Origin of the sequence: Methylobacterium aquaticum, from assembly GCF_016804325.1 — a bacterium.
GTDB lineage: Bacteria > Pseudomonadota > Alphaproteobacteria > Rhizobiales > Beijerinckiaceae > Methylobacterium > Methylobacterium aquaticum_C.
In genome coordinates this window covers 6903491-6926229 of record NZ_CP043627.1, presented here as the reverse complement: position 1 = coordinate 6926229, position 22739 = coordinate 6903491, and the positions used below count along the sequence as shown (strand labels likewise).

Sequence of the window (22739 nt, the reverse complement as noted above, 5' to 3'; positions counted from 1 at the left end):
GCGGCCAGCCTTCCGATTCATCCTGTATCGTCAGCGGTTATGGATCCCGGGTTCCGCTGTCGCGGCCCCGGGATGACATCGAGGATTTCAACTCGGTCGACCCGCTCGAACAGGCGCTCAGGATGAGGTCGAGCGAGCGGGCCCCGGTCACGGGCGGCCGGCTTTGGGATAGCCACGCGGCGCCATCGCCCCGGTGCCGCCGCGATGGCCGACCCACTTCGCCAGGTCGTCGCCGGCCTCGCTCCGGGTGCGCCCGGCGCTGTCGGGCCAGGTCAGGCCGTCGGCGAGGCGGAAGACCACGATCGAATCGAGGGTGGCGTCGCGGTATTTCTGCAGCCGCACGCCCTTGCCGCGGACCATCTCGGGAATCTCCGCGAGCGGGAACACCGTCAGCAGGCGGTTGGTGCCGCAGACCGCGACGTGGTCGCCCTCCCCCACCTCCATGACGAGGCTGGCGGTGGCCGGATCGTCGAGGCCGATCACCTGCTTGCCCTTGCGGGTATTGGCGACGAGCCCGTCCGCCGGGGTGATGAAGCCGCGGCCGTCGGTGGTGGCGAGGAGCAGCTTCACGCCGGGCTTGTGGGCCCAGACGGTGACGATCTCCGAGCCCTCGTCCATGTCGACCATCAGGCGGATCGGGTCGCCGAAGCCGCGCCCGCCCGGGAGCTTGGCGGCCTCCAACGTGAAGACCTTGCCGTTCGAGGCCAGCACCAGGATCTTGGCCGTCGTCTCGGTCGGGAAGCTCACTTTCAGGGTGTCGTCGCCCTTGAACTGCACGGCCGAGAGATCGGCGACGTGGCCCTTCAGCGCCCGGATCCAGCCTTTCTGCGAGACGATCACGGTGATCGGCTCGCGCTCGACCATCGCCTCGGAAAAGTCGATGCCGGAGGTGTCGGGCGGGTTCTCGAGCGTGGTGCGGCGGCGGCCGAGCGGGGTCTCGGGGCCGTAGGTCTTGCGCACCGTCCGGATCTGGGTCGCGATCGACTTCCACTGCCTGTCGTCGGAGGCCATCAGACCGTCGAGATCGGCCTTCTCCTTGGTGAGCGCGTCGTGCTCGCGCTTCAGCTCCATCTCCTCCAGCTTGCGCAAGCTGCGCAGGCGCGTGTCGAGGATGGCGTTGGCCTGCAATTCGGTCAGCTCGAAGACCCGCATCAGCTCGGCCTTCGGCTCGTCCTCCTCGCGGATGATCTGGATCACCCGGTCGAGGTCGAGATAGACGATGAGCAGGCCGCCGAGGATCTCGAGCCGGCGCTCGATCTGGGCGAGGCGGTGGCGCGAGCGGCGCTGCAGCACGACCCGGCGATGGTCGAGCCATTCGCGCAGGGCCTCGGCGAGGCCGATCACCCGCGGGACCGTGCCGCCGACGAGCACGTTCATGTTGAGCGAGATGCGGCTCTCGAGTTCCGTGAGCCGGAACAGCGATTCCATCATCACCACGGGATCGACGGTCCGCGAGCGCGGCTCCAGCACCACCCGCACGTCCTCGGCCGATTCGTCGCGCACGTCGGCGAGCAGCGGGAGCTTCTTCTCCTGGAGAAGCTCGGCCATCTTCTCGATCAGCCGGGCCTTCGGCACGCCGTAGGGAATTTCGGTGACGACCACCGCCCAGGTACCGCGGCCGAGATCCTCCTTCTGCCACCGCGCCCGCACGCGAAAGCCGCCGCGCCCGGTGCGGTAGGCCTCGGCGATCGAGGCCGCGGAGTCGGTGATGATGCCGCCGGTCGGGAAGTCCGGGCCCTTGACGAAGGTGGTCAGCTGCTCGGAGGTCGCGGCAGGGTGGGTGATGAGGTAGAGCGCCGCCTCGCACAGCTCCGCCACGTTGTGGGGCGGGATCGAGGTCGCCATGCCGACGGCGATGCCCTGCGAGCCGTTGGCGAGCAGGTTCGGGAAGGCCGCCGGCAGGACGACCGGCTCCTCCTCCTGCCCGTCGTAGTTCGGGCGGAAATCGACCGCGTCCTCGTCCATCCCCTCGAGCAGGAGGCGGGCGACCTCGGTCATGCGGCACTCGGTGTACCGCTGGGCCGCCGGGTTGTCGCCGTCGATGTTGCCGAAATTGCCCTGGCCGTCGACCAGCGGGTAGCGCTGGGCGAAGTCCTGGGCGAGGCGCACGAGCGCATCGTAGACCGCGACGTCGCCGTGGGGGTGGTACTTACCGATCACGTCGCCGACGACGCGGGCGCATTTCTTGTAGGCGCTGCCGGGATCGAGGCGCAAAAGCCGCATCGCGTGCAGGATGCGCCGATGCACCGGCTTGAGGCCGTCGCGGGCATCGGGCAGCGCCCGGTGCATGATGGTCGAGAGCGCGTAGGCGAGGTAGCGCTCCTCCAGCGCCGCCTTCAGGTCGACGTTCTCGATCCCGTCGCGGTCGGAGGGTGGCTCGAAGGGCTTTCCCATGGGCGGACGTCAACTCACGATTTCGGCGGTCTCAAGACCAGAACATAACACGAACATCGGCCGATTGCCAGGAAGGCGAGACAACCCTTCCGTGCTCTCGGCCGAGGCTCAACCCGCATCGGCGGTGCCGAGCGCCACGAACCGCACCCGCTCCTCCGGCTCGGCCACGTCGCGCGGCCCCCAGATGTGCTGGTCGAGGAAATAACCCGTTAAGGTAAAGCCTTGCTTGATCTCCCGGGAGGTCGGCACGTTGAGGCCGCGGCGGTCGGCCCGCTCGACCAGAAAGTCGGGCAGCGCCAGCAGCCGGTCGCGCCAGGGCTCGCCGGCCGCCGCGCTCACCGCCCGCCCGCTCTTCGGCGAGACGTAGGCGAGGTATTCGTTGGTGCCGGTGGCGGCGCAGGCCGAGAGGTCGAGGCCGAAGCCGAGCTCGGCCAGCATCGCCAGCTCGAACCGCACCATCAGGGCAGGCGCGATCTCGGGCTCGTGCAGGTGCTCGATCAGCACCTTGGCCACCGCGAACAGGGCCGGATGCGGATCGCGCTCGGGCAGGAGCCGCAGCAGCCCCGCGGCATAGCCGATGCCGTAGAGGGCCAGCCGCGAGCCGATCAGCCGGGCGCTGGCGCTCTCGATCGGCTCGACCGCGTAGGCGCCCAGTCCCTCGTCGAGCCGAGCCCGCCACACCGCCCGCACCAGGTTGCCGGGCTGGAGCACCGGCTGCATCCGCCGCGAGCGCCCGCCATGGACGAGGCCGAGATGGCGGCCGTGCTCGGCCGTCATCAGTTCGAGGACGACGCCGGTCTCGCCGTGCCGTCGCGCCCCGAGAACCAGCCCGTCATCCGTCCATTGCATGGGAGTCAGATAATGCGTGAGGCGCCGGAACTGAACCGCCGATCACGCCGCCGGCAGCGTCACGGAAAACCAGATCCGGGTGCCGCGCCCCGGCTCGCTCGCGACGCCGATCTGGCCGCCCATCAGCTCGACGAGGTGGCGGCAGATCACGAGGCCGAGCCCGCTGCCGCCGAAGCGCCGCCGGATCGATTCGTCGCCCTGGCCGAAGGGCACGAACAGCCGCTCCTGCTGCGCCGCCGACATGCCGATGCCGGTATCGCTCACCGTGAACAGCAGCCGGCCCTCGCCGCCGCGGGCGACGTCCGGGCTCACCGCCAGGGCGACCCGCCCGGCCGGCGTGAACTTGACCGCGTTGGTGAGGAGGTTGAGCAGGACCTGGCGCAGGCGCCCGACGTCGCCCAGCACCAGGGCGGGGGTGGCGGGATCGCGCAGGACCTCCACCGCCACTCCCTTGCGGGAGGCCGCCCCCCGGGCGACCTCGGCGGTGCCGGCCAGAAGGTCGGCGAGCAGGAAGGGCTCGGGATCGAGGGCGACCTGGCCCGCCTCGATCTGCGCCACGTCGAGCACGTCGTCGACGACCCGCATCAGGATCTCGCCGGCTTCCTGGACGGCGGCGAGGTGGCGCAGGGTCTCGGGCTCGCGCGAGCGGCTCAGCATGTGCTCGGTATAGCCCAGGACCGCGTTGAGGGGATTGCGGATCTCGTGGCTCATCATCGCCAGGAAGTCCGACTTGGCGCGGCTGGCCTGCTCGGCCCCGTCCTTGGCGTGGGACAGGGCCTGCTCGGCGCGCTTGCGGGCGGTGATGTCGAGGGTCAGGCCGACGATGCGCCCGCTCAGGCCGTGCGCGTCGTCGAGGACGCGCCCGAGGCTCTGGATCCACCGGACGACGCCGTGCTCAGCGGTGACCCGCACGTCGACCGAGAACGGGGTGCGGGTGGTGACGGCCTTGGTCACCGCATCCCACAGCATGGCGCGGTCGTCGGCATGGACGAGGCCGGTCCAGGCCGAGGAGGTGATGATGCAGGCCTGGGCCGAGAGGCCGTGCAGGCGCGCGCCCTCCGCCGAGAGCGAGAGCGCGCCGGTGCGCATGTTCCAGTCCCACAGGCCGACGCCGGCGGCCTTGTGGGTCAGGAGCAGCAGGTTGGTGGTGGCCTCGAGCGCCTGGTTGTCGGCCACGACGTCGTCGACGTCGGCGGCTGTCATCATCCAGCCGGTGATGCTTGCGCCCTCGCGGATCGGCACCACGTCGGTCTGGTGCCAGTGCCAGCGCCCGCTGGTGTCGCGCAGGCGGATCGTCAGGTCGTAGGGCTGGCCCGACCGGATCGCGGAGCTGCGCGCCGCCGCCGCCCGGGTGCGGTCCTTCGGGTGGATCACGCTGTCCCAGGCGTCGGGCTCGCCGAGGCTGGTACCGATCTCCCGCGCGGCCCGGTTGGCGAAGCGGACCACCCCGTCGCGGTCGAGCATCCAGATTTTCTGCGGCAACGCATCGAGGATCAGGCGCGACGGCAGCCCGCTCATCCCCGGCTCGCTCTCCGGCAGCGCACGGCCGAGGGCATCGTCCGGTCTGTCCACCGGGATGCCCGCGATCGGATGCGCGGTCCGCGCCGTCATCAGCTCTCCTGGCGATCGCGCCGAGCATGAGGTGGCCGGCATCCGCGAGGCCGACCGGCGCGACCCCCGTCGCGCCCCGACCACCCGTACCCAGCCGAATCGGGTAAAACCCCGAGTCCTGCCTCTGCTAACCTAAGGACGCGTTTTGTCCAAGAGCCGGGCGCCCACTTCGAAAGCTTTCCCGGGCAAAATCGCCATCGGATCATGATCTGTCAGGGCGTCATGGAAATCATCCCGGCACTTAGCCTCGCCGGAAATCGAATAGGGTGGCGCCGCGAGCGGAGGCGGGGATCCACAGTCCCAGGTAGTACCCCCGCGGGGAAGAGCACCTTTAGATCAAGTAAATCGTACAATCGTCGGTCGACCGGTCTCCCGATGCACCCGGTCAGCGCGGGCGCTCCGGACAGGCCGCCGCCTCGATGCGGGCGGCGATGCGGTCCCGCGTCGCAGGGTCGAGGCCGAGATGGACCCCGTCGGGCGAGCGGCTCGAGGCGGCCGGGTCGCGCAGATCCGCATAGGCATCGACGAAGCGGCAGCCGGCCCGGGCGCATTCCTCCGACAGGATCGCCGAATAGGCCGGCGCGGCCTCGACGTCGTAGAACTTCGCCACGCCGGGCCGGCCGGCATCGAAGGGCGGCACCGCGGTGACGACGACGCGCCGGGCCCGGGGCACCAGCTCGGCGAACAGGGCGCGGGCCTCCGCCCGGAACTGCGCCGTGGCCGCATCGGGATCGCCGGAGCGCTGGCGCCGGGTGAGGTCGTTGGTGCCGATGGTCACCACGATCTCCTCCGGTGGCCGCGGCAGGTCGAGCCAGCCCGCCACCGCGCGCAGGCCGGAGATCCGCGTTCCCGCGATGGCGGCGTTGATCGCCGGATGACCGCACAGGGCCGGCAGATGGAGCCGCTCCATCTGCGAATCGCCGATCAGGAGGCCGTAGGGACCGTCGACCTGCTTGAGTTCGCCGGAGACCGCGAAGGCGCGGGCCTCGCGGAAGGCCGCCACGCCCTGCCCGCCTCCCGGCTTGTGCCGGATCGCCAGGAAGGCCGCGAGCCCGGCCGCAAGGAGGGCCGCGGCCAGGCCCAGTTCGATTGTCGTTCTCGTCTGCACGCAACCTCGCGTCCGGTCCCGACGCCCCTGGACTGTAGAAGCTCCGCGGCCCGCCGCGAGTCAATTGTCGGCGCCGCCGATCCCGAGGGTGACAAGCCCGAGTTATCCACAGGTCGCCGGTTTTCCCCCGACATCTTCACGCCTGATTCGGCGGTTCTGATCATGGTTGAGGGCAGGTAAGTCGGAGAGCCCGCACCATGATGCCAGTGGAGATCGATCCGTCCGAGGTGCGCCGGCCGCGCGGGGACCCGCGCGAGGGTCTCCGTGCGTACCTCCCCGCGCGCCTCGGCCGCCCGGCGATGCTGGCGGCCTTGGGGCTGGTCGGTGCCGGCGGCTTTGCCGGGCTCGCCGCGGCGGCCTATCCGACGATCAGCGACATGCTGCGGCCGCGCCCGCCGCAGGTGCATTTCGGCCGCGTCGCCGAGATGCCGGAGATCAAGGACGGGGTCCCGGCCCTGCGCGCCACGCCGGTGCGTCAGGTGCCGCTGCCCCAGGCGCCGGGGAACCCCGGCCCGGTCCTGCAAGCCGCCGCGACGTCCGAGGCGGTCCCGCCCCTGGCGCCGCCGGTCGCCCCTGCCGCCCTCCTCGATCCGAAGCCGGGCGTGCTGACGCAGGGCGCCCCGGCGCGGGGGTTCTCGATGCAGGGCACTCCGGTTCAAGGCTCTCCCGTCCAAGGCAATCCGGTGCGGAATTCCGAGTCGCCGGCCTCCGACGTGGCCGCGACCGGCACCGCCGCCGGGTTCCAGCCCGTTCCCGCCGTCCCGAAGGCGCGGGAGACGCCGCGCCCGGTCGCCGCGCCCCGCGAGGCCGTCACGCCGCGCGAGGCCCCTGCGCCCCGCGCCGTCGCGGCGTCGCGAGGGCCCGTGCCGCTGCCGCCGGCCCGCGAAAGGACCACCGAGCCGAAGGCTACGCCGCGGCCCGCGCCGACCCGGGAGGCGAAGGCCGAGGTTAGGCCCGCACCGGTCAGGCACGCGGCCGAAAAATCCGTCGCCGAGAAGCGCCCGCCGGAGAAGCCGGTCGCGGAGAAGCCGGTCGCCCGGCGCGAGAAGAACGAGACGCACCAGCGCAGCGCCGCCGTCCAGCCCGCCGCGGCGCCCGCGGCGGAGGAGCCGACCCGCTTCCTCGGCGTGCCGATGCCCGACCTCGCCCCGGCCGGCCGCGCCATCCGGGAGACGGTCGACGCGGTGATCTCGCTGCCGAGCCGGCTGTGACCGCGCGTCGGAACGTGTCACTGCCGCGTCGTCGAAGACTACCCTAACCCGCCCTCGCCGCCCCGCCCAGCACTTCGAGCACCAGCGCGTCGCGGTGCGGGCGGCCGTACTCGTCGGTCACCTCGACGGTGAGGCGGTGGGTGCCGGCCGCGAGGTCGCGCGGCAGCCGCGCGACCCAGAGATGCGAGCAGGGCTCCGCCTTCACCCAGGGTTTCTTGCTCGCGGCGTTGCGGGCGTAGAGCGCGGCGACGAACGGGTCCGGCCGGCGCACCCGCGTCATGGCGACGGGTGGACGATCGCCGACGCGGAACGACACCCGGCTGCGCGGCCCGCCATCGAACAGGTTGACCACCACGTTCGTCGAACCGGCGCTCTCGGCCGGGATCGTGGCGCCGAGCAATTCGTAGAGCCGCGTATCGGGCAGGCGGGCGAGGTCGTCGGCGTGGAACTGGCTCTCCAGCACGATCCGCATCTGGCGGCCCGCATCGTCGCTCGCCGGAACGTAGCGGGTGGTGTAATGCCGCCCGCCCGTGATGCCGAGCACGTGAAAGCCGTGCGGCGTGCCGTCGCGGCTGTCGGCGGTGGCGATGCCGCGCCGGTCCGGCGGGCCGCTCCACCACGAGCCAGAGACCGCGGTGAGGACGTGGTGGTGGTGCGCGTCCCCGCCCGGGGCGCCGGGCCGGCCGTCGGGCCCGAGGTATTGGTGCTCGGTGGTGTGGGTGTGGCCCGCGACGCTGAAGGACGGCCGCCCGGCGAGCAGCCGCAGCAGCTGCGCCCGGTCGGCGGTGCCAATGCCGGGATCGTCGGGGCCGAGATCGCTGGCGAGCGGGATGTGCATCGCCACCACCACCAGGCGGTCCTTCGGAATATGCGCCAGCAGATTCTCCACGAAGGCGAGCTGGCGCTCGCCGAACCGGCCCTCGTAGCGCCCGCCCCGTCCCGTCGTCGCCGTGGCGGCCCCGAGATAATGGACGTTGTCGAGCATCAGGAACAGCACGCCGCCCTGTTCCAGCGCGTAGTACGGCGCCCCGAAGGTGCGGGTGAAGGTCTCGCGCGAATAGCGGGCGTCCGGCGCCTCGAAGTTGAGGTCGTGGTTGCCGCCGACATGGAACCACGGCACGCCCACCTGCGCGATGAGCCGGTTCTGGCGCGGATAGAGCGAGAGGTCGTCGAACAGCACGTCGCCGGTAGTCATCCCGAAGGCCACCTTGTTGGGCTCGCCCCGCAGGCCGAGCACCCGGGCGATGGCGGTGTCGCGCACGAAGGTGAGTTCGGCGTGGCTCTCCGGCTGCGGGTCGGTGAACAGCACCACGTCGAAGTCACCGCTCTCCGGGCTGCGCACCAGGCCGAAATCGACGGATGACGGCAGTGGTCCGGTCGGCGCGATGCCGGGATAGCGCAGGGCGAGGTCCGGCGGGGTGCCGGCCGGCCGGTGCAGGTAGGAGAAATGCGGCAGCCCGTCGGGCCCGGCCGGCAGGGAAAACCCCGTCGGCTTGACGACGAAGATCACCGCCTCGTCGCCGACCGGCAGGGTGTAGCGCCCCTGCGCGTCGGTGCGGACGACCTCGCGGCCGTTCGAGACCAGCACGTCGGGCAGGCCCGGATCGTCCTGCCCGCGCCGGCCCTTGGCCCCGCGATCCTCGTAGACGAGGCCGGTGACCTGCCCTCCGGGCGGAGCAGTCTGCGCCCGCGCCGCGAGGGCCGCGAGGGGCGCGAGGGCGAGCGCCGCGGCCCCGGCAACCGTCTCGCGCCGCGTCAGGGTCGTCCGCTCGGTCATCGGCTCGTTTCCTTGGAAGGGCGGGCAAGCAACCACGGCTTCGCGACCGTTCGGTGACGCGGTGCCCGATCCGGCCGCACCGGGCCGTCGATCGCTTTGGGCGACCTCCTCGTCATCGAGGAGCCGCGCAGCGGAACCCGGTCCGACGGTGAGGGGATCGATGCGGCCGGACCACTCGATCAGGCGGCGTCACGCCGCGTGCCGCCCCGCCTCCGCGCCGAAATGCCCGATATAGCGCTTGGCGATCGCCTCGACGGGCAGCACCACGAACACGTCGGTCGTGCCGAACTGGTGATCGACCACCGCGCCGTCGCCGAAGGTGGCGCCGACCCGCAGATAGCCCTTGATCAGCGGCGGCAGGGCCTGGAGCGCGGCCTTCGGGTCGATCGCCTCGCGGCTGAGGCGGTCCATGGCGACGTGGCGGCCCGGCAGCGCGCGGGCGCGCCAGCCCTCGGGGGCGCGGGCGAAGTGGTGCAGGAAGCTCAGGGGCAGGGCCAGGCGATCGGGATCGGTGCCCTCCAGGCTGGCGCAGCCCAGCATCGCGTCGATGCGGTGATGCAGCACATAAGCCCAGATGCCGTGCCACAGAAGCTCGACGGTGCGCTTGGTGCGGTAGGGCTTGAGCACGCAGGAGCGGCCGAGCTCCAGCACCCTTTTGCCCGCATTGGCCTCCAGCACCGGGCCGAGATCGTATTCGCCGGCGGTGTAGAAGCCGAAATGCCGGTCGGCCTGGTCCTGGCGCAGGAGGCGGTAGGTGCCGACGACCCGGGGCTTGGGCTTGCGGAAGGGCTTTGCTTCCTGCGCGGCGTGGTCGATCACCAGGAGGTGGTCGCAGACCGCGTCGTACTCGTCGACGTCGCGGCGCTTGAGCATGGCCAGACCGGTCGGGACTGCCGCCATCTCCTCGTAGAACACGCGGTAGCGCAGGCGCTGGGCCCGCTTGACCTCCTTGGGCGTCGTCGCGAGGCGCACCTCGAGCGAGCCGATGCGGCCGAGCACCGGATCAAGGCCGGGCGTCTCGAAATGCCTCAGCCGCGGGAAGAGCCGCGAGGGCTGGGCCAGCCCCTTGAGATGGATGCCGCCCTCGGCGGCACGGCCGAGCAGGCGCGCGAGGGGGATGCCGGGCGGAACGTCGCGGCCGTCGCCGGCCGGGCCGCGGGTGAGGAACGGAACCATGGTCGAGGCATCCCGTGCGGCACCGGCCGATCCGGCGCCCGGGGAGCGGTCGCCGCGACCGTCCCGCGCAGCAACACCACACCACGAAACCCGGCACGGGAATATGACAATGGTTGACGAGGCGGACCAAGGCCTTGGCCGAGGCGGGCCCGGCCGGCCGGACGTCGCGGACGATCGGGCACCATTCCTCGGCGCCGATGACCTAGCGGCATGATCGGAGGCGCGCTACGCTCTCGCCACCGGTCACCACCCGGAGGGGTTATGTGAGCGCCGAGACTCTGGACAGGTCGCAGCCGGCGGGGCGGCGGGCCGGCGCCGTCCGGCTCGTCATCGGGGGCGTCCAGGGGCTCGCCCTCTGGTTCCTGTTCGCGAAAGGCGAGGCGATCTGGGGCGTCGCTCCGCACCGGACGGTGATGGCCTACGCGCTGCCGCTCCTGCTGATCGCGCCGATGATCCTGATCTTCGGCGTCGGGCGCCTGCGCGCCGGCACCCTGCTCGCCTGGCTGGGAGTGGCCTGCACCCTGCTGGTCCTCCTCGTCGCCTACGACCGGTGGCGGGCGGGCCCATCGCCCGGCGCGGGGTCCGACGGCGCGCTCGGCCCGCTCCTGATCCCGACCGCCTTCGCGATCGCCTACATCCTCCATCACCTCATCGAGCCGGCCGACGTGGCGCGGCGCTGGCGCCCGCCCTATGCGGCCTATGTCGGCGGCTCCTGGCGGCACGCCTTCCAGATCGGCTTGGGCCTCGCCTTCGCGGCGGCCATCGGGGGTGTGCTCTTCCTCAGCGCGGCCCTGTTCGCCGCCCTCCGGCTCGACGCGATCGCCCTGGCGCTGAAGGCCCCGGCGATCGTGATGCCGGCCCTGGGCCTGGCCTTCGCGGGGGCCGTGCACGCGATGGATGCGCGGTTCGGGGCGCTCGCGGGCCGGTTCCCGGTTGCGAACGTGCTCGTCACCGCGCTCGCCGTTCTGGCGACGGGGCTGCTGACGGCCTTCCTTTGCGCCTTGCCGTTCACCGGGCTGGATCCCCTCTGGGCGACCCGCCGGGCCGCGGCGCTGCTCCTCGCCAGCACCGCGCTGCTGATCGTGATCGTCAACGCCGCCTATGGCGACGGCCTGACGCCGGAGGCCCTGTCCCCCCTTTTGCGACGGACGGTGCGGCTCGCCGGCCTGCTCCTGGCTCCCCTCATCGGCCTCGCGCTGATGGCACTCGTCCTGCGGGTCGAACAGCACGGGCTGACGCCGGTCCGGGTCTGGGGCCTCGCCGCCTGCGCGGTCGGTGCGGTCTACGCCCTGGGCTATGGCTGGGGGGCGCTGCGGGCGCGGCCCTGGATGGCGGCGCTCGGCACCACCAACCTGATCGGCGCGGTCGCGACCGTGCTGGTACTGCTGCTCCTGCTCTCGCCGGTGGCCGATCCGGCCCGGCTGTCGACGGCGGACCAGATGGCGCGCCTGGAGAGCGGCAGGGTGAGGCCGGAGAGCATCGATTTCACGGCGTTCCGCTTCCGCTTCGCCCGCTATGGCCGGGAGGCGCTGGATCGGCTCGCGGCCTCAACGGACCCGGTCGTCGCGGATCTCGCCCGGGAGGCCCGGAGCAAGGGCATGCTCCGCGGGAACGAGGGGCCTCCCCGGGGCCCGGCCTTCGCGGGCGCCACGATCGCGCCGCCCGGCGCCTCGCTGCCGGCGGGCTTCCGCGAGCAGGACTGGCCGCGCGACACGCCGCGCTGGCGGCCATCCGCCTGCCTGTCCTCGGCCCGGCCCTGCCTCCTGCTCGTCATCGATCTCGACGGGGACGGCACGCCGGAGGTGCTGGTCTTCGCGGATCCGTCCTCCGCGACAAGCGGGAGCATTTCACTTCCCGAGGCCGACGTCTTCCAGCGCCGCGATGACGGAGTCTGGCACCAAGTCGGCACGCTGTCGTTGCCGTTCGACCGGGCAGAAAGCGAACGGGCGCGGGCCGCGATCCGGGCCGGTGAGGCCGCTCCGATCAAGCCCGTCCTGCCTGACCTTGCGGTCGACGGGCGGCGCCTGCTGTTCCGGCCGAGCGACCTCGGCACCGGCCCGCGCCCTTGAGAACAGGGAGAGGCCGCAGCATCCTGGATGCCGCGGCCGAAAGGATCAGACGAACTGGTTCAGCCCCGGGATCGAGCCGACGATCGGGCCCATCACGTCCTCGCCGGCCTTCTCGCGGCCATAGGCGAACAGCTCGCGGCCGAGGGGCTGCATCTGGCCCATCGGCACGCCGGCCGACATCAGCTTCTGGCCGAGCGCCATCACGCCGCCGCCCATCATGCCGCCGAGCATCCCCATCAGGCCGCCGCCGCCCTCGCCGGGGCCGCCGTCGCCGGCCTGGGCGAGCGCCGCCTCGGCGCCCGGCATCGCCGCGATCAGCTTATTGACCTCCTCCGGCGGGCCCTCCTTCCGCAGGAAGGCCAGGATGTGCCCGATCGCCTTCTGGGCCGTGGTCGCGTCCAGTCCCGTGGCCTGGGTCACCCGGGCAACAAGCTCTTCCATCGTGGTCTCCCGCACGTGTCGCATGCGACCTGCCGGCCCGCACGCTCCGGGCGGTCTTCGGCGAAGGTCGCCGCGAAATCAAGGCAGGCGCGGCAAAACCGGGGCGTCGGCGTTGACAGAGGGCGTCCGCACCCGTAACGGTGACATCTGGCGCGCGGGCTGCACGGTCCGCGCGCCGTCGCGTTCGCGGCGGCCCGCTCGGGTGTCCGGACGTCAATTGCCAAAAAGACGACCCCGGCGCAACGCCGGAGGCCGGATGGAACACGGACGAGAACGATGTTCGCAGTGATCAAGACCGGCGGCAAGCAGTACCGCGTCGCCGCCAACGACGTCATCACGATCGAGAAGCTCGAGGGCGAGGCCGGCACCGCGGTCACCTTCGGCGAGGTGCTGCTGTTCACCGACGGCGCCGGCGCGACCCAGGTCGGCGCCCCGCTGGTCTCCGGCGTCAGCGTCGCCGGCGAGATCGTGAAGCAGGCCCGCGGCCCGAAGGTCATCGCCTTCAAGAAGCGCCGCCGCCAGAACTCGCGCCGCAAGCGCGGTCACCGCCAGGACCTCACCGTGGTCCGCGTCACGGGCATCAGCGCCGCCTAAAGCTGGCTGCGAGCCCCTTTTCCAGAATTCAGGAGTTAGCCCCATGGCTCATAAGAAGGCAGGCGGTTCGTCCCGCAACGGTCGCGATTCGGCCGGTCGTCGTCTCGGCGTGAAGAAGTTCGGCAGCGAGGCCGTCATCGCCGGCAACATTATCGTGCGTCAGCGCGGCACCAAGTGGCATCCCGGCGTCAATGTCGGCATGGGCACCGACCACACCCTGTTCGCGCTCACCGCCGGCAAGGTGCAATTCGTGACGAAACGCGGTCGCGCCTTCGTAACGGTCGTCGCCAACGACGCCGCCCCGGCCCTGGAGGCCGCAGAATAATCCGACGGAGCCAGTGACGAGGGAGCTCCGCCGGTGTCCCCACACCGACCCGGCGACTCTTAGCTCATTTCCGGCCTGAAAACGGCCTGGCTCCGAGCGAGACCACGAGGGGAAGGTGGGGAACCACCTTCCCTTTCGTCGTTCTCGTAACCGCGCCCGAGCGGGAGGCTCTGGGTTCGGAATCGGAGTCAGGCGATGTTTCCCGACCTCACCCGCGACGATGTCTTCCGGCTCGAGACCCGGAGGCTGTGGCTGCGCTGGGCCCGTCAGGCCGATGCGCAAGCTCTCGTCCGCCTCGCCGGTGAGAAAGCCGTAGCCGGGATGACCGCCCGAATTCCGCATCCGCTCGATCCGCCCTCCGTCGATAATTTCATCCTCGAGTCGCGGCAGGCCAATGCGGATGGGCGGGCGCTGATCATGGCGATCACGCCGCAGCGCCACCCGACCCGGGCGATCGGCGTCGTCAGCATCGAGCCCGACGCTGAAGGCGGTGCGCCGCATCTCGGGTACTGGCTCGGCACCCCGCATTGGGGCCAGGGCCTGGCCACGGAAGCCGCGCGGGCGATGATCGACGCCTTCTTCGCCTATACCGAGGGGGGCGAGCTCGCCTCCTCGGCCCGGGTGGTGAACCCGGCCTCGCGGCGGGTGCTGGAGAAGTGCGGCTTCGCCTCGGTCGGCTCCGGCCTTCAGGCCTTCCCGGCCCGCGGCGGGGTCTTCCCGGTCGACCGCTTCCGGCTCGACCGGCGGGCCTGGGACAGCCTGAAGACCTGGCACGCCGCCGGTCTCGTCTTCGAGCGTCACGACCGGGCGGAATGCCGGGTCGGCGCCTGATCTGATAGGATTCCGGCGGCCGGGGCCCCTCCCCGGCCGCCTTCGACCATTCTGGAGTGTTGTCCCGTGAAGTTCCTCGACGAGGCCAAGGTCTACGTCCGCTCGGGAGACGGCGGCGCCGGCTGCGTCTCGTTCCGGCGGGAAAAGTTCATCGAGTTCGGCGGGCCCGACGGCGGCGATGGCGGCCGGGGCGGCGACGTCTGGATCGAGTGCGTCGAGGGGCTGAACACCCTGATCGACTACCGCTACCAGCAGCATTTCAAGGCCCGTAAGGGCGAGCACGGCTCGGGCCGCAACCGCGCCGGGGGCAAGGGCGAGGACGTGATCCTGAAGGTGCCGGCCGGCACCGAGATCCTGTCCGAGGACCGCGAGACCCTGCTCGCCGACATGACGACGGTCGGCCAGCGGGTGCGGCTCGCCAAGGGCGGCAATGGCGGCTTCGGCAACGCCTACTTCACCACCTCGACCAACCGCGCGCCGAAACACGCCAATCCGGGCCTGGAGGGCCAGGAGCAGTGGATCTGGCTGCGCCTCAAGCTCATCGCCGATGCCGGCCTCGTCGGGCTGCCCAATGCCGGCAAGTCGACCTTCCTCGCCACCGTCACGGCGGCCAAGCCCAAGATCGCCGACTACCCCTTCACCACCCTGCATCCGGGCCTCGGCGTGGTGCGGGTCGATACCCGCGAATTCGTGCTCGCCGACATCCCGGGCCTGATCGAGGGTGCGCACGAGGGCATCGGGCTGGGCGACAAGTTCCTCGCCCATGTCGAGCGCTGCCGGGTGCTGTTGCACCTCGTCGAGGGCACGAGCGAGGATGCCGGCGCCGCCTACCGGCTGGTCCGCACCGAGCTGGAGGCCTACGGCCACGGCCTGGAGGAGAAGCCCGAGGTGGTCGCCCTCTCGAAGGCCGACGCCCTCGATCCCGAGACCCTGGCGCTCCAGCTCGAGCGCCTGGAGGAGGAAAGCGGCCAGAAACCCCTCGTCCTGTCCTCGGCGACCCGCCAGGGCGTGACGGATGCCCTGCGGGCGCTCATGGCCCGCATGGATGCGGCGGCGGCGGACGCGCCGGTGGAGCGGGTGGCCTGGCAGCCTTGAGGACAGCGTGGGGGTGACGCTAGATTCGACGCCACTAGGAGTCGCCCCCATGACCGAGCCTCTGATCATCGACAGCGACGAGACCTTGCTGCTCGCCCGGCGCCTCGCGGAACGTCTCGGGACGACGCCGGGCGATGCCGTGGCGCAGGCGTTGCGGGCTTATGACGAGATGCCGGCGACCCGTGTCGTAACGGCCCTGCGACAACCGCTTGGCGATCGAGAAGCGTTCATCGCCGATATCTTGGCGCGTGGCGCATCTGTGCGAGCCAAGCTGCCGCCGGGGACGAACTCCGATCACAGCGATCTTTATGACGAGTACGGTCTGCCGCGATGATCGCGGTTGATACCTCGGCCCTGCTCGCCATCGCGCTTGGAGAGCCGGAAGCTCCAATCTTCCTCGCCGTGCTGACACGGGAAGACTGCATCCTGGGCACACCAACTGCCCTGGAGGCGCATATCGCCGTCGAACGCCGAGGCGAACCCGATGCGACGGACATCCTCCGCAAACTGATGACCCTGTCGAATCTCACGCTCTTGCCGTTCACGGCAGCTCATAGCTTCATCGCGCAACAGGCATTCGATCGGTACGGCAAGGGGATGGGACACCCTGCGTCCCTCAACTTCGGCGACTGCCTGTCCTACGCGGTCGCGAAACGCGATGATCTTCCTTTGCTATTCAAAGGCAACGATTTCACCAGGACGGACCTCGTGCCCGCGGTGAGCCTGGAATCGTAGCACCTGCTCTCGATCCGGGTTTCACCACGTCACGGAGTCACTTTCGCGCTTCTTCGCCTCAAGGATCACCGGGGTATCGGTTTCGGGCAGCCATGGAGCGACCGATGGAGAAGCCGCCGACCGTCAAGGGTGTCGGAAGCTTACCGCATCTCCCGAAACCCTCCGCATCGCGCGCAGCCGCGTATGCCGCACTCATCCCCGCCCAGCAGGCGGATGACGATGCCCTGCGTGCCCTCGTGCAGGACGTGGCCCGGCACAGGCAGCCCGGCGCACCCTCGGACCATTCCGATCGCCCTCGACACGCCCGCGCTCATCGTGATCGCGCGGCCACCGGCCCCTTTCGGCGCTCCGGTCGCGGCATGGACATCCGGCGCGGTTGAACAGGGGGGACGGCATGGCTTAACCCCATGACACGGACCCCGGACCTGCCGCTCCTCGTCAAGGGGAACGTCGTCGTCCACACGGACCTCATTCCCGCCGCCCCCTGATCCCCGGTTCCATGTCCACGCTTCCCGCCCCCGCTCGCCCGAGACCCCCACCCTCGACCAGTTCCGCCGCGTCGTGCTCAAGGTCGGCTCGGCGCTCCTCGTCGACCGGGCGCGGGGGCGGCTGCGCCATGCCTGGCTGGCGGCGCTCGCCGAGGACATCGCCGAGCTGCACGGTCGCGGCGTCGACGTGCTGGTGGTCTCCTCCGGCTCGATCGCGCTCGGGCGCACCGTGCTCAATTTCAGTCCCGGCCCGTTGCGCCTGGAAGAGAGCCAGGCCGCGGCCGCGGTGGGGCAGATCGCGCTGGCTCGGCACTGGTCGGAGGCGTTGTCCCACCACGGCATCGTCGCCGGCCAGATCCTGGTGACGCCGCAGGACACCGAATCCCGCCGGCGCTACCTCAACGCACGGGCGACCACCTTGAAGCTCCTGGAAGAGCGCGCCGTCCCGGTCGTCAACGAGAACGACACCGTCGCGACCTCGGAGATCCGCTACGGCGACAACGACCGCCTCGCGGCGCGCGTCGCCACGATGATCGGCGCCGACCTGCTGGTGCTCTTCTCCGACATCGACGGGCTCTACACCGCCCCGCCCGCGAGCGACCCGACAGCCGAGCACCTGCCCGTCATCGCCCGGATCACCCCGGAGATCGACGCGATGGCGGGCGGGCCGGCCTCGGAGCTGTCGCGCGGCGGCATGCGCACCAAGGTCGAGGCGGCCAAGATCGCGATCTCGGGCGGCACCCAGATGATGATCGCCGACGGGCGGGTGAAGAACCCGCTGAAGGCGGTGGCGAACGGCGCCCGCTGCTCGTGGTTCCTCGCCGGCTCGACGCCGGGGGCTGCCCGCAAGACCTGGATCGCCGGCTCGCTGGAACCCCGCGGCACGCTCACGATCGATGCCGGCGCGGCCCGCGCGCTCCAGGGCGGGGCGAGCCTGCTGCCGGTCGGCGTCCGGCGGGTCGAGGGCAGCTTCAGCCGCGGCGACGCGGTGACGATCCGGGCCGAGGACGGCACGGTGCTCGCCCGCGGCCTCGTGGCCTATGACAGCGAGGATGCGGCGCGCATCCTCGGACGGTCGAGCCGGGAGATCGAGGCGGTTCTGGGCTATCCGGGCCGCGCCGCGATGGTGCATCGGGACGACCTGGCGGTGGTGGGGGATTGAGGGCGAAAACCGTCCGCATTCGCCCCCGATTCCGCCCCTCTCCGCGTCATCCTGGGGCTCGTCGGAGACGAGAACCCAGGATCCATAACCGCTGACATTGAGGAAGAGGGCGAAGACCGTTCCGCTTCACCCGGCATCGTCAGCGGTTATGGACCCCGGGTTCCGCTACGCGGCCCCGGGATGACATCGAGGGTTTCAAGAGTGTCGCGGACAGCGACCGGACGCGCCCAGACCCCCGATACGAAGAAGGCGCCTGAGGGGCGATTTCGCCCCTGGCGCCTTGCTTGAACCATCGAGAGAATCGCCCCGGCTCGCCGGGGCGGCGTGATCAGCAGAAGAACTGGCCGATCCGGCGCTCGAGATCGTCGGTGATGCGGCCGCCATTGACCTCGACGTACTCGCCGATCTGGCGCTCCAGGCGGCGCTGGTTGGCGGCGTGGATCGCGTGGACCATGCGGCTGACGAGGGTGAGGATGCCGGGCTCCATGTCGGAGCGCTCGTCGATGGGGGCGATGAGGGAGTGAGTGATGACCGCGAGCATGGGGATCTCCTGAAGAGTGCGCGCGGGCGTTTCCGGTGTTCTTGTTGCAACGCAATATGGATGCTGCCGCGCTGCACACAAGCGCGGCGGTTGCAGCGGCGCCATGCGAATCCGGCATGTCGGGTGCAGGGGGGCGATTAACCCGATGGTGAGGCTTGCCCGTTGCGGATCAACGGGTTGGCGGGGTTGACCGGCGGGACCCGACGCGTCAATCACCCTTCGCCCGCATTCCTCGCCCGGCGCCGTCGCCCGTGCGTCATGCTGGCCTGCTAGGCGAGCCGACCGGCCGGGGGTCTCCCCCGGGCGGGGCATATCGTAACGACAATCCGGAGACCTCGAGCGCCATGACCGACTGGCCCGTCCACGGCCGCATCAGCGGCCCCATCGTGATGATCGGCTTCGGCTCGATCGGCCGGGGCACCCTCCCCCTGATCGAGCGCCACTTCACCTACGACAAGGCCCGGTTCACGGTGGTGGAGCCGTCGGATGCCCACAAGGCGCTCGCCGACAAGCACGGCCTGCGCTTCGAGCAGGTGGCGCTGACCAAGGACAACTATCGCGAAGTGCTCAAGCCCCTCCTCACCGAGGGCGGCGGCCAGGGCTTCTGCGTCAACCTCTCGGTCGACACCTCGTCGCGGGACATCATGGAGCTGTGCCGCGAGATCGGCGCGCTCTACATCGACACCGTCGCCGAGCCGTGGCCGGGCTTCTACTTCGACAAGAATGCCGGCCCCGCCGACCGCACCAACTACGCTTTGCGCGAGCAGGTGCTCGACGCCCGCCGCCGCAAGCCCGGCGGTCCCACGGCCGTGTCGTGCTGCGGCGCCAATCCCGGCATGGTGTCGTGGTTCGTCAAGCAGGCGCTCCTCAACGTCGCGGCCGATCTCGGGCTCCAGACGCCTGAGCCGAAGACCCGCGAGGAATGGGCCGCGCTGATGCGCGAGACCGGCGTCAAGGGCATCCACATCGCCGAGCGCGACACCCAGCGCGCCAAGTCGGAGAAGCCGCAGGGCGTCTTCGTCAACACCTGGTCGGTCGAGGGCTTCGTCTCCGAGGGCAACCAGCCGGCCGAGCTCGGCTGGGGCACCCACGAGACCTGGATGCCGGAGAACGGCCGCACCCTGCCCGACGACGCCCCGGCGATCTACCTGCTCCAGCCCGGCGCCGACACCCGCGTGCGTTCCTGGACCCCGACCGCGCAGGCGCAGTTCGGCTTCCTGGTGACGCACAACGAGGCGATCTCGATCGCCGACTACTATACCGTGCGCCAGGACGGTAAGGCGGTCTACCGGCCGACCTGCCACTACGCCTACCATCCCTGCAACGAGGCGGTGCTGTCGCTGCACGAGATGTGGGGCCAGGCCGGCAAGGTGCAGGAGAAGCACCACATCCTTGACGAGAACGAGATCGTCGACGGCATCGACGAGCTCGGCGTGCTGCTCTACGGCCACGGCAAGAACGCCTACTGGTACGGCTCGCAGCTCTCCATCGAGGAGACCCGCCGGATCGCCCCCTACCAGAACGCCACCGGCCTCCAGGTGACCTCCGCCGTGCTCGCCGGCATGGTCTGGGCGCTGGAGAACCCGGAGGCCGGCATCGTCGAGGCCGACGAGGTCGACTTCCGCCGCTGCCTGGAAGTCCAGACGCCGTATCTCGGTCCGGTGATCGGGGTCTATACCGACTGGACCCCGCTCTCGGGCCGCCCGGGCCTCTTCCCGGAGGACATCGACGAGAGCGATCCCTGGCAGTTCCGCAACGTGCTGGTGCACGGCGCGTAAAGCCGCCCCTCGATCCGGCATCGCGTCCCATCGTTCGGGCGCGGTGCCGCAGCGCAGCGAGGCTGTCGCCCGTCCCCGCCCGGTGCTACCATCGTGGCGGTGACAGGGAGCCGTCATGTCGCTCGCGCTCAGGCGCGCCCCGCGGATGCGGGTCGCCGACTTCATCGCAATGATCCGCGACCGCCCGGACGAGGAGCGCTGGGAGCTTCTCGACGGCGAGGCGGTGCTGATGGCGCCGCCGGGTGAGCGGCATCAGCTGATCGTCAGCAACCTTCTCGCCGCCTTGCGCCCGCTGGTGGCGAAGTTCGGCTGCCGCGCCCTGCCGGGCCTGGGCCTGCGCAACGACTTCGTCGACGACTACGCGCCGATCCCCGACGTCGTCGTCCGCCGCGGCCCGCTTCTTCAGGACGGCTACGCCCGCGACCCGCTCGTCGCCGCCGAGGTGCTGTCCCCTCCACCCTGAACAACGACCGGGGCCGCAAGGCCGAGTTCTACCAGGGCCTCCAGACCCTGCGCGCCTACCTGATCGTCTATCAGGACGAGGCCCGGGTGGAGGTCTGGTCACGCGGGGACGGCCCGGACTGGTCCCTGCGCGTCCTCGGCCGCGACGGCACGATCCCGCTGCCCGATCTCGGCGGGGAAATCCCCGTCGCCGCCCTTTACGATGGCATCCCCCTCTGACGCCCGAGCCGCCCTTGCCCCATTTCGACGAATTCTACGCCAACAAGCTGCGCGGCACCCTCGGGGTGACCGATGCCGAATCGGTGCTCGACCTGCGCGGCGCCCCCCGGGCCCAGGCCGAGGCCTCCCTCGCCGACATGCTGGAGCGCAGCCGCTTCGCCAAGGGCAAGACCGTGGCGGTGCGCCTCGACGCGCCGGTGCCCGGCGGCGGCGAGACCCTGTTCCAGCCGGTCGGCCGCCAGCTCCTCGACGCCAAGCGCCGCGGCTGGGTCGAGCGCCTGCAGACCCTGCCGTCCCAGGACGGGCTCGGCTTCTACATCGCGCTTGCCGGACGCCCCGACAAGGCGCCGGAGGCGCGCTGAGACGATGGCGCCCGAGCCCTCCTGCGCGAACCTCGCCGACCTGCCGGCCACCGAGCTCCTGCGCCTCTATGCGCGCCGCGCCCTCTCGCCGGTGGCGGTGACGCAGGCCGTGATCGCCCGGGCCGAGGCCGCCGAGCCGCATCTGCACGCCCTCTACGCCTTCGCGCCGGAGGCCGCGCTCGCCGCCGCCCGCGCCTCCGAGGCGCGGTGGATGAAGGCCGAACCGCTTCCCCTCGACGGGGTGCCGGTCACCATCAAGGAGAACGTCGCCCGGCAGGGCGTGCCGATGCCGCTCGGCACCGCCGCCCGGGACGACGCGGTCCCGAGCCCGATTGACGCGCCGGCCACCGCCCACCTGCGCGAGGACGGCGCGGTGATCCTCGCCGCCACGACGATGCCGGATTACGGCATGCTGTCCTCGGGACTGTCGAGCTTTCACCCCCTCACTCGCAACCCCTGGGATCTCGCGAAGGGCCCCGGCGGCTCCTCCTCCGGGGCGGGCGCCGCCGCGGCGGCGGGCTACGGGCCGCTGCATCTCGGCACCGATATCGGCGGCTCGATCCGGCTTCCCGCCTCCTGGTGCGGGGTGGTCGGCCTGAAGCCGAGCCATGGCCGGGTCCCGCTCGATCCGCCCTATTACGGCCGCTGCGCCGGCCCGCTCGCCCGCAGCGTCGCCGACGCGGCGCTTATGATGCGGACCCTGAGCCGGCCGGACGAGCGCGACGCCACCGCCCTGCCACCGGCCGACCTGCCCTGGCTCGATCTCGACGGCATGGCGCTGAAGGGCCTGCGTCTCGGCCTGGTGATGGAGGCCGGGGCCGGGCTGCCCCTCGATCCGGCCAACCGCGCGGTGATCGAGGCGGCCGCGCGGCTCCTTGCCGAGGCCGGGGCGATCGTCGAGCCGGTGCCGGCCTTCCTGACGCCGTCGATGCTCGACGGGCTCGACCTGTTCTGGCGCCAGCGCGCCTCCCTCGACATCGAGGCGCTGGACGAGGGTCGTCGCGCCCGCGTACTGCCCTTCATCCGCGACTGGGCGGCGGGCGGCCGGAGTCTGAGCGGGGCTGCCGTGTTCCACGGCATGAGCCAGATGGCGGCGATGCGCGACGCCGCGCTGGCGGCGATCCGGCCGTTCGACTTCCTGATCGGCCCGGTCTCGCCGAACCCGCCCTTCCCGGCCGAGCACGCCTCGCCGACCAACGACCCGGCCCGGGCGATGGCCCACATCGCCTATACGGTGCCGTTCAACATGTCGGAGCAGCCGGCGATCTCGGTCCCGGCGGGCGTCACGCCGGGCGGGCTGCCGGTCGGCCTCCAGATCGCCGGTCGGCGCTTCGACGATGTCGGGGTGCTGCGCCTGGCCCGTGCCGTCGAGCGGATCCGTCCCGCTTTGCCGCCGTGGCCGGCGGTGGGATAGCCGGAGCAATCCAGTGGGATGGGTTTTCTCCTCTCCGCGGGCGCAAGGCTGCCTGGGGAAGAGAATGGCATACCTCCCCGCTCCCACCAGGGCACAC

Annotated in this window: 20 protein-coding genes and 1 pseudogene; 13 read left to right on the top strand and 8 right to left on the bottom strand. The window is 71.2% G+C overall.

Features of this window, described 5'->3' with window-relative positions:
• Window positions 1-147: 147 nt before the first annotated feature.
• The 4 genes from parC to F1D61_RS32040 form a co-directional block, all read right to left on the bottom strand.
• On the bottom strand, window positions 148-2394 hold the full coding sequence (parC, locus tag F1D61_RS32055) for a DNA topoisomerase IV subunit A (protein ID WP_203155928.1): 2247 nt from the start codon (window positions 2392-2394) through the stop codon (window positions 148-150).
• Window positions 2395-2502: 108 nt separating this feature from the next.
• Window positions 2503-3243 (bottom strand): DNA repair protein RecO, encoded by a 741-nt coding sequence (recO, locus tag F1D61_RS32050; protein WP_203155927.1) that lies wholly within the window; start codon window positions 3241-3243, stop codon window positions 2503-2505.
• A gap of 42 nt (window positions 3244-3285) precedes the next feature.
• A complete protein-coding gene (locus F1D61_RS32045) occupies window positions 3286-4854 on the bottom strand; it encodes a PAS domain-containing sensor histidine kinase (protein WP_203155926.1) in 1569 nt (522 codons plus the stop codon).
• A gap of 385 nt (window positions 4855-5239) precedes the next feature.
• On the bottom strand, window positions 5240-5962 hold the full coding sequence (locus F1D61_RS32040; RefSeq protein WP_203155925.1) for an SGNH/GDSL hydrolase family protein: 723 nt from the start codon (window positions 5960-5962) through the stop codon (window positions 5240-5242).
• A 197-nt stretch (window positions 5963-6159) separates the two neighbouring features.
• Between F1D61_RS32040 and F1D61_RS32035 the strand changes: the two genes are divergently transcribed.
• Entirely contained in the window at window positions 6160-7173 is a 1014-nt protein-coding gene (locus tag F1D61_RS32035; RefSeq protein WP_203155924.1) for a chemotaxis protein CheA, read from the top strand.
• Window positions 7174-7216: 43 nt separating this feature from the next.
• Here the strand turns inward: F1D61_RS32035 and F1D61_RS32030 are convergent, their stop codons facing one another.
• The gene (locus F1D61_RS32030) at window positions 7217-8950 is read right to left on the bottom strand and encodes a calcineurin-like phosphoesterase C-terminal domain-containing protein (protein WP_203155923.1); all 1734 of its coding nucleotides are present in this window, start codon (window positions 8948-8950) and stop codon (window positions 7217-7219) included.
• A 189-nt stretch (window positions 8951-9139) separates the two neighbouring features.
• Window positions 9140-10126, bottom strand: coding sequence for a GNAT family N-acetyltransferase (locus F1D61_RS32025; protein WP_203155922.1), 987 nt, complete (start codon window positions 10124-10126; stop codon window positions 9140-9142).
• A gap of 263 nt (window positions 10127-10389) precedes the next feature.
• Between F1D61_RS32025 and F1D61_RS32020 the strand changes: the two genes are divergently transcribed.
• Window positions 10390-12195: a DUF4153 domain-containing protein gene (locus F1D61_RS32020; protein WP_203155921.1), complete on the top strand. Its 1806-nt coding sequence runs from the start codon at window positions 10390-10392 to the stop codon at window positions 12193-12195.
• 45 nt (window positions 12196-12240) lie between these two features.
• Here the strand turns inward: F1D61_RS32020 and F1D61_RS32015 are convergent, their stop codons facing one another.
• On the bottom strand, window positions 12241-12636 hold the full coding sequence (locus F1D61_RS32015) for a DUF2267 domain-containing protein (protein ID WP_203155920.1): 396 nt from the start codon (window positions 12634-12636) through the stop codon (window positions 12241-12243).
• Window positions 12637-12912: 276 nt separating this feature from the next.
• Here F1D61_RS32015 and rplU point away from each other — a divergent pair, with 276 nt between their 5' ends.
• The 7 genes from rplU (at window position 12913) to proB (ending at window position 17866) form a co-directional block, all read left to right on the top strand.
• Entirely contained in the window at window positions 12913-13230 is a 318-nt protein-coding gene (rplU, locus tag F1D61_RS32010; RefSeq protein ID WP_048436258.1) for a 50S ribosomal protein L21, read from the top strand.
• Between the two features lie 43 nt (window positions 13231-13273).
• Window positions 13274-13555, top strand: coding sequence for a 50S ribosomal protein L27 (gene rpmA, locus F1D61_RS32005; protein ID WP_203155919.1), 282 nt, complete (start codon window positions 13274-13276; stop codon window positions 13553-13555).
• A gap of 195 nt (window positions 13556-13750) precedes the next feature.
• On the top strand, window positions 13751-14386 hold the full coding sequence (locus F1D61_RS32000; RefSeq protein WP_203155918.1) for a GNAT family N-acetyltransferase: 636 nt from the start codon (window positions 13751-13753) through the stop codon (window positions 14384-14386).
• A 66-nt stretch (window positions 14387-14452) separates the two neighbouring features.
• Entirely contained in the window at window positions 14453-15481 is a 1029-nt protein-coding gene (obgE, locus tag F1D61_RS31995) for a GTPase ObgE (protein WP_203155917.1), read from the top strand.
• A 49-nt stretch (window positions 15482-15530) separates the two neighbouring features.
• Window positions 15531-15815 carry a type II toxin-antitoxin system VapB family antitoxin gene (locus tag F1D61_RS31990; protein WP_203155916.1) on the top strand — a complete coding sequence of 95 codons (285 nt, stop codon included), beginning with the start codon at window positions 15531-15533 and terminating at the stop codon, window positions 15813-15815.
• Window positions 15812-16216 (top strand): type II toxin-antitoxin system VapC family toxin, encoded by a 405-nt coding sequence (locus F1D61_RS31985; RefSeq protein ID WP_203155915.1) that lies wholly within the window; start codon window positions 15812-15814, stop codon window positions 16214-16216. Before F1D61_RS31990 ends, F1D61_RS31985 begins: the two co-directional genes overlap by 4 nt.
• A 561-nt stretch (window positions 16217-16777) precedes the next feature.
• Window positions 16778-17866 (top strand): glutamate 5-kinase, encoded by a 1089-nt coding sequence (gene proB / locus F1D61_RS31980; protein ID WP_203155914.1) that lies wholly within the window; start codon window positions 16778-16780, stop codon window positions 17864-17866.
• Between the two features lie 328 nt (window positions 17867-18194).
• On the opposite strand, the gene F1D61_RS31975 is transcribed toward proB, so the two are convergent.
• A complete protein-coding gene (locus F1D61_RS31975; RefSeq protein ID WP_203155913.1) occupies window positions 18195-18407 on the bottom strand; it encodes a hypothetical protein in 213 nt (70 codons plus the stop codon).
• A 344-nt stretch (window positions 18408-18751) separates the two neighbouring features.
• Between F1D61_RS31975 and F1D61_RS31970 the strand changes: the two genes are divergently transcribed.
• The 4 genes and pseudogenes from F1D61_RS31970 to F1D61_RS31955 all read left to right on the top strand — a co-directional run bounded on the left by F1D61_RS31970 (window position 18752) and on the right by F1D61_RS31955 (window position 22642).
• On the top strand, window positions 18752-20185 hold the full coding sequence (locus F1D61_RS31970; protein ID WP_203155912.1) for a homospermidine synthase: 1434 nt from the start codon (window positions 18752-18754) through the stop codon (window positions 20183-20185).
• A gap of 115 nt (window positions 20186-20300) precedes the next feature.
• Window positions 20301-20866, top strand: a pseudogene (locus tag F1D61_RS31965) (Uma2 family endonuclease).
• A 14-nt stretch (window positions 20867-20880) separates the two neighbouring features.
• Window positions 20881-21228, top strand: a complete 348-nt coding sequence (locus F1D61_RS31960; RefSeq protein ID WP_203155911.1) for a hypothetical protein — start codon at window positions 20881-20883, stop codon at window positions 21226-21228.
• A gap of 4 nt (window positions 21229-21232) precedes the next feature.
• Window positions 21233-22642 carry an amidase gene (locus F1D61_RS31955; protein ID WP_203155910.1) on the top strand — a complete coding sequence of 470 codons (1410 nt, stop codon included), beginning with the start codon at window positions 21233-21235 and terminating at the stop codon, window positions 22640-22642.
• The last annotated feature ends 97 nt before the right edge of the window (window positions 22643-22739 follow it).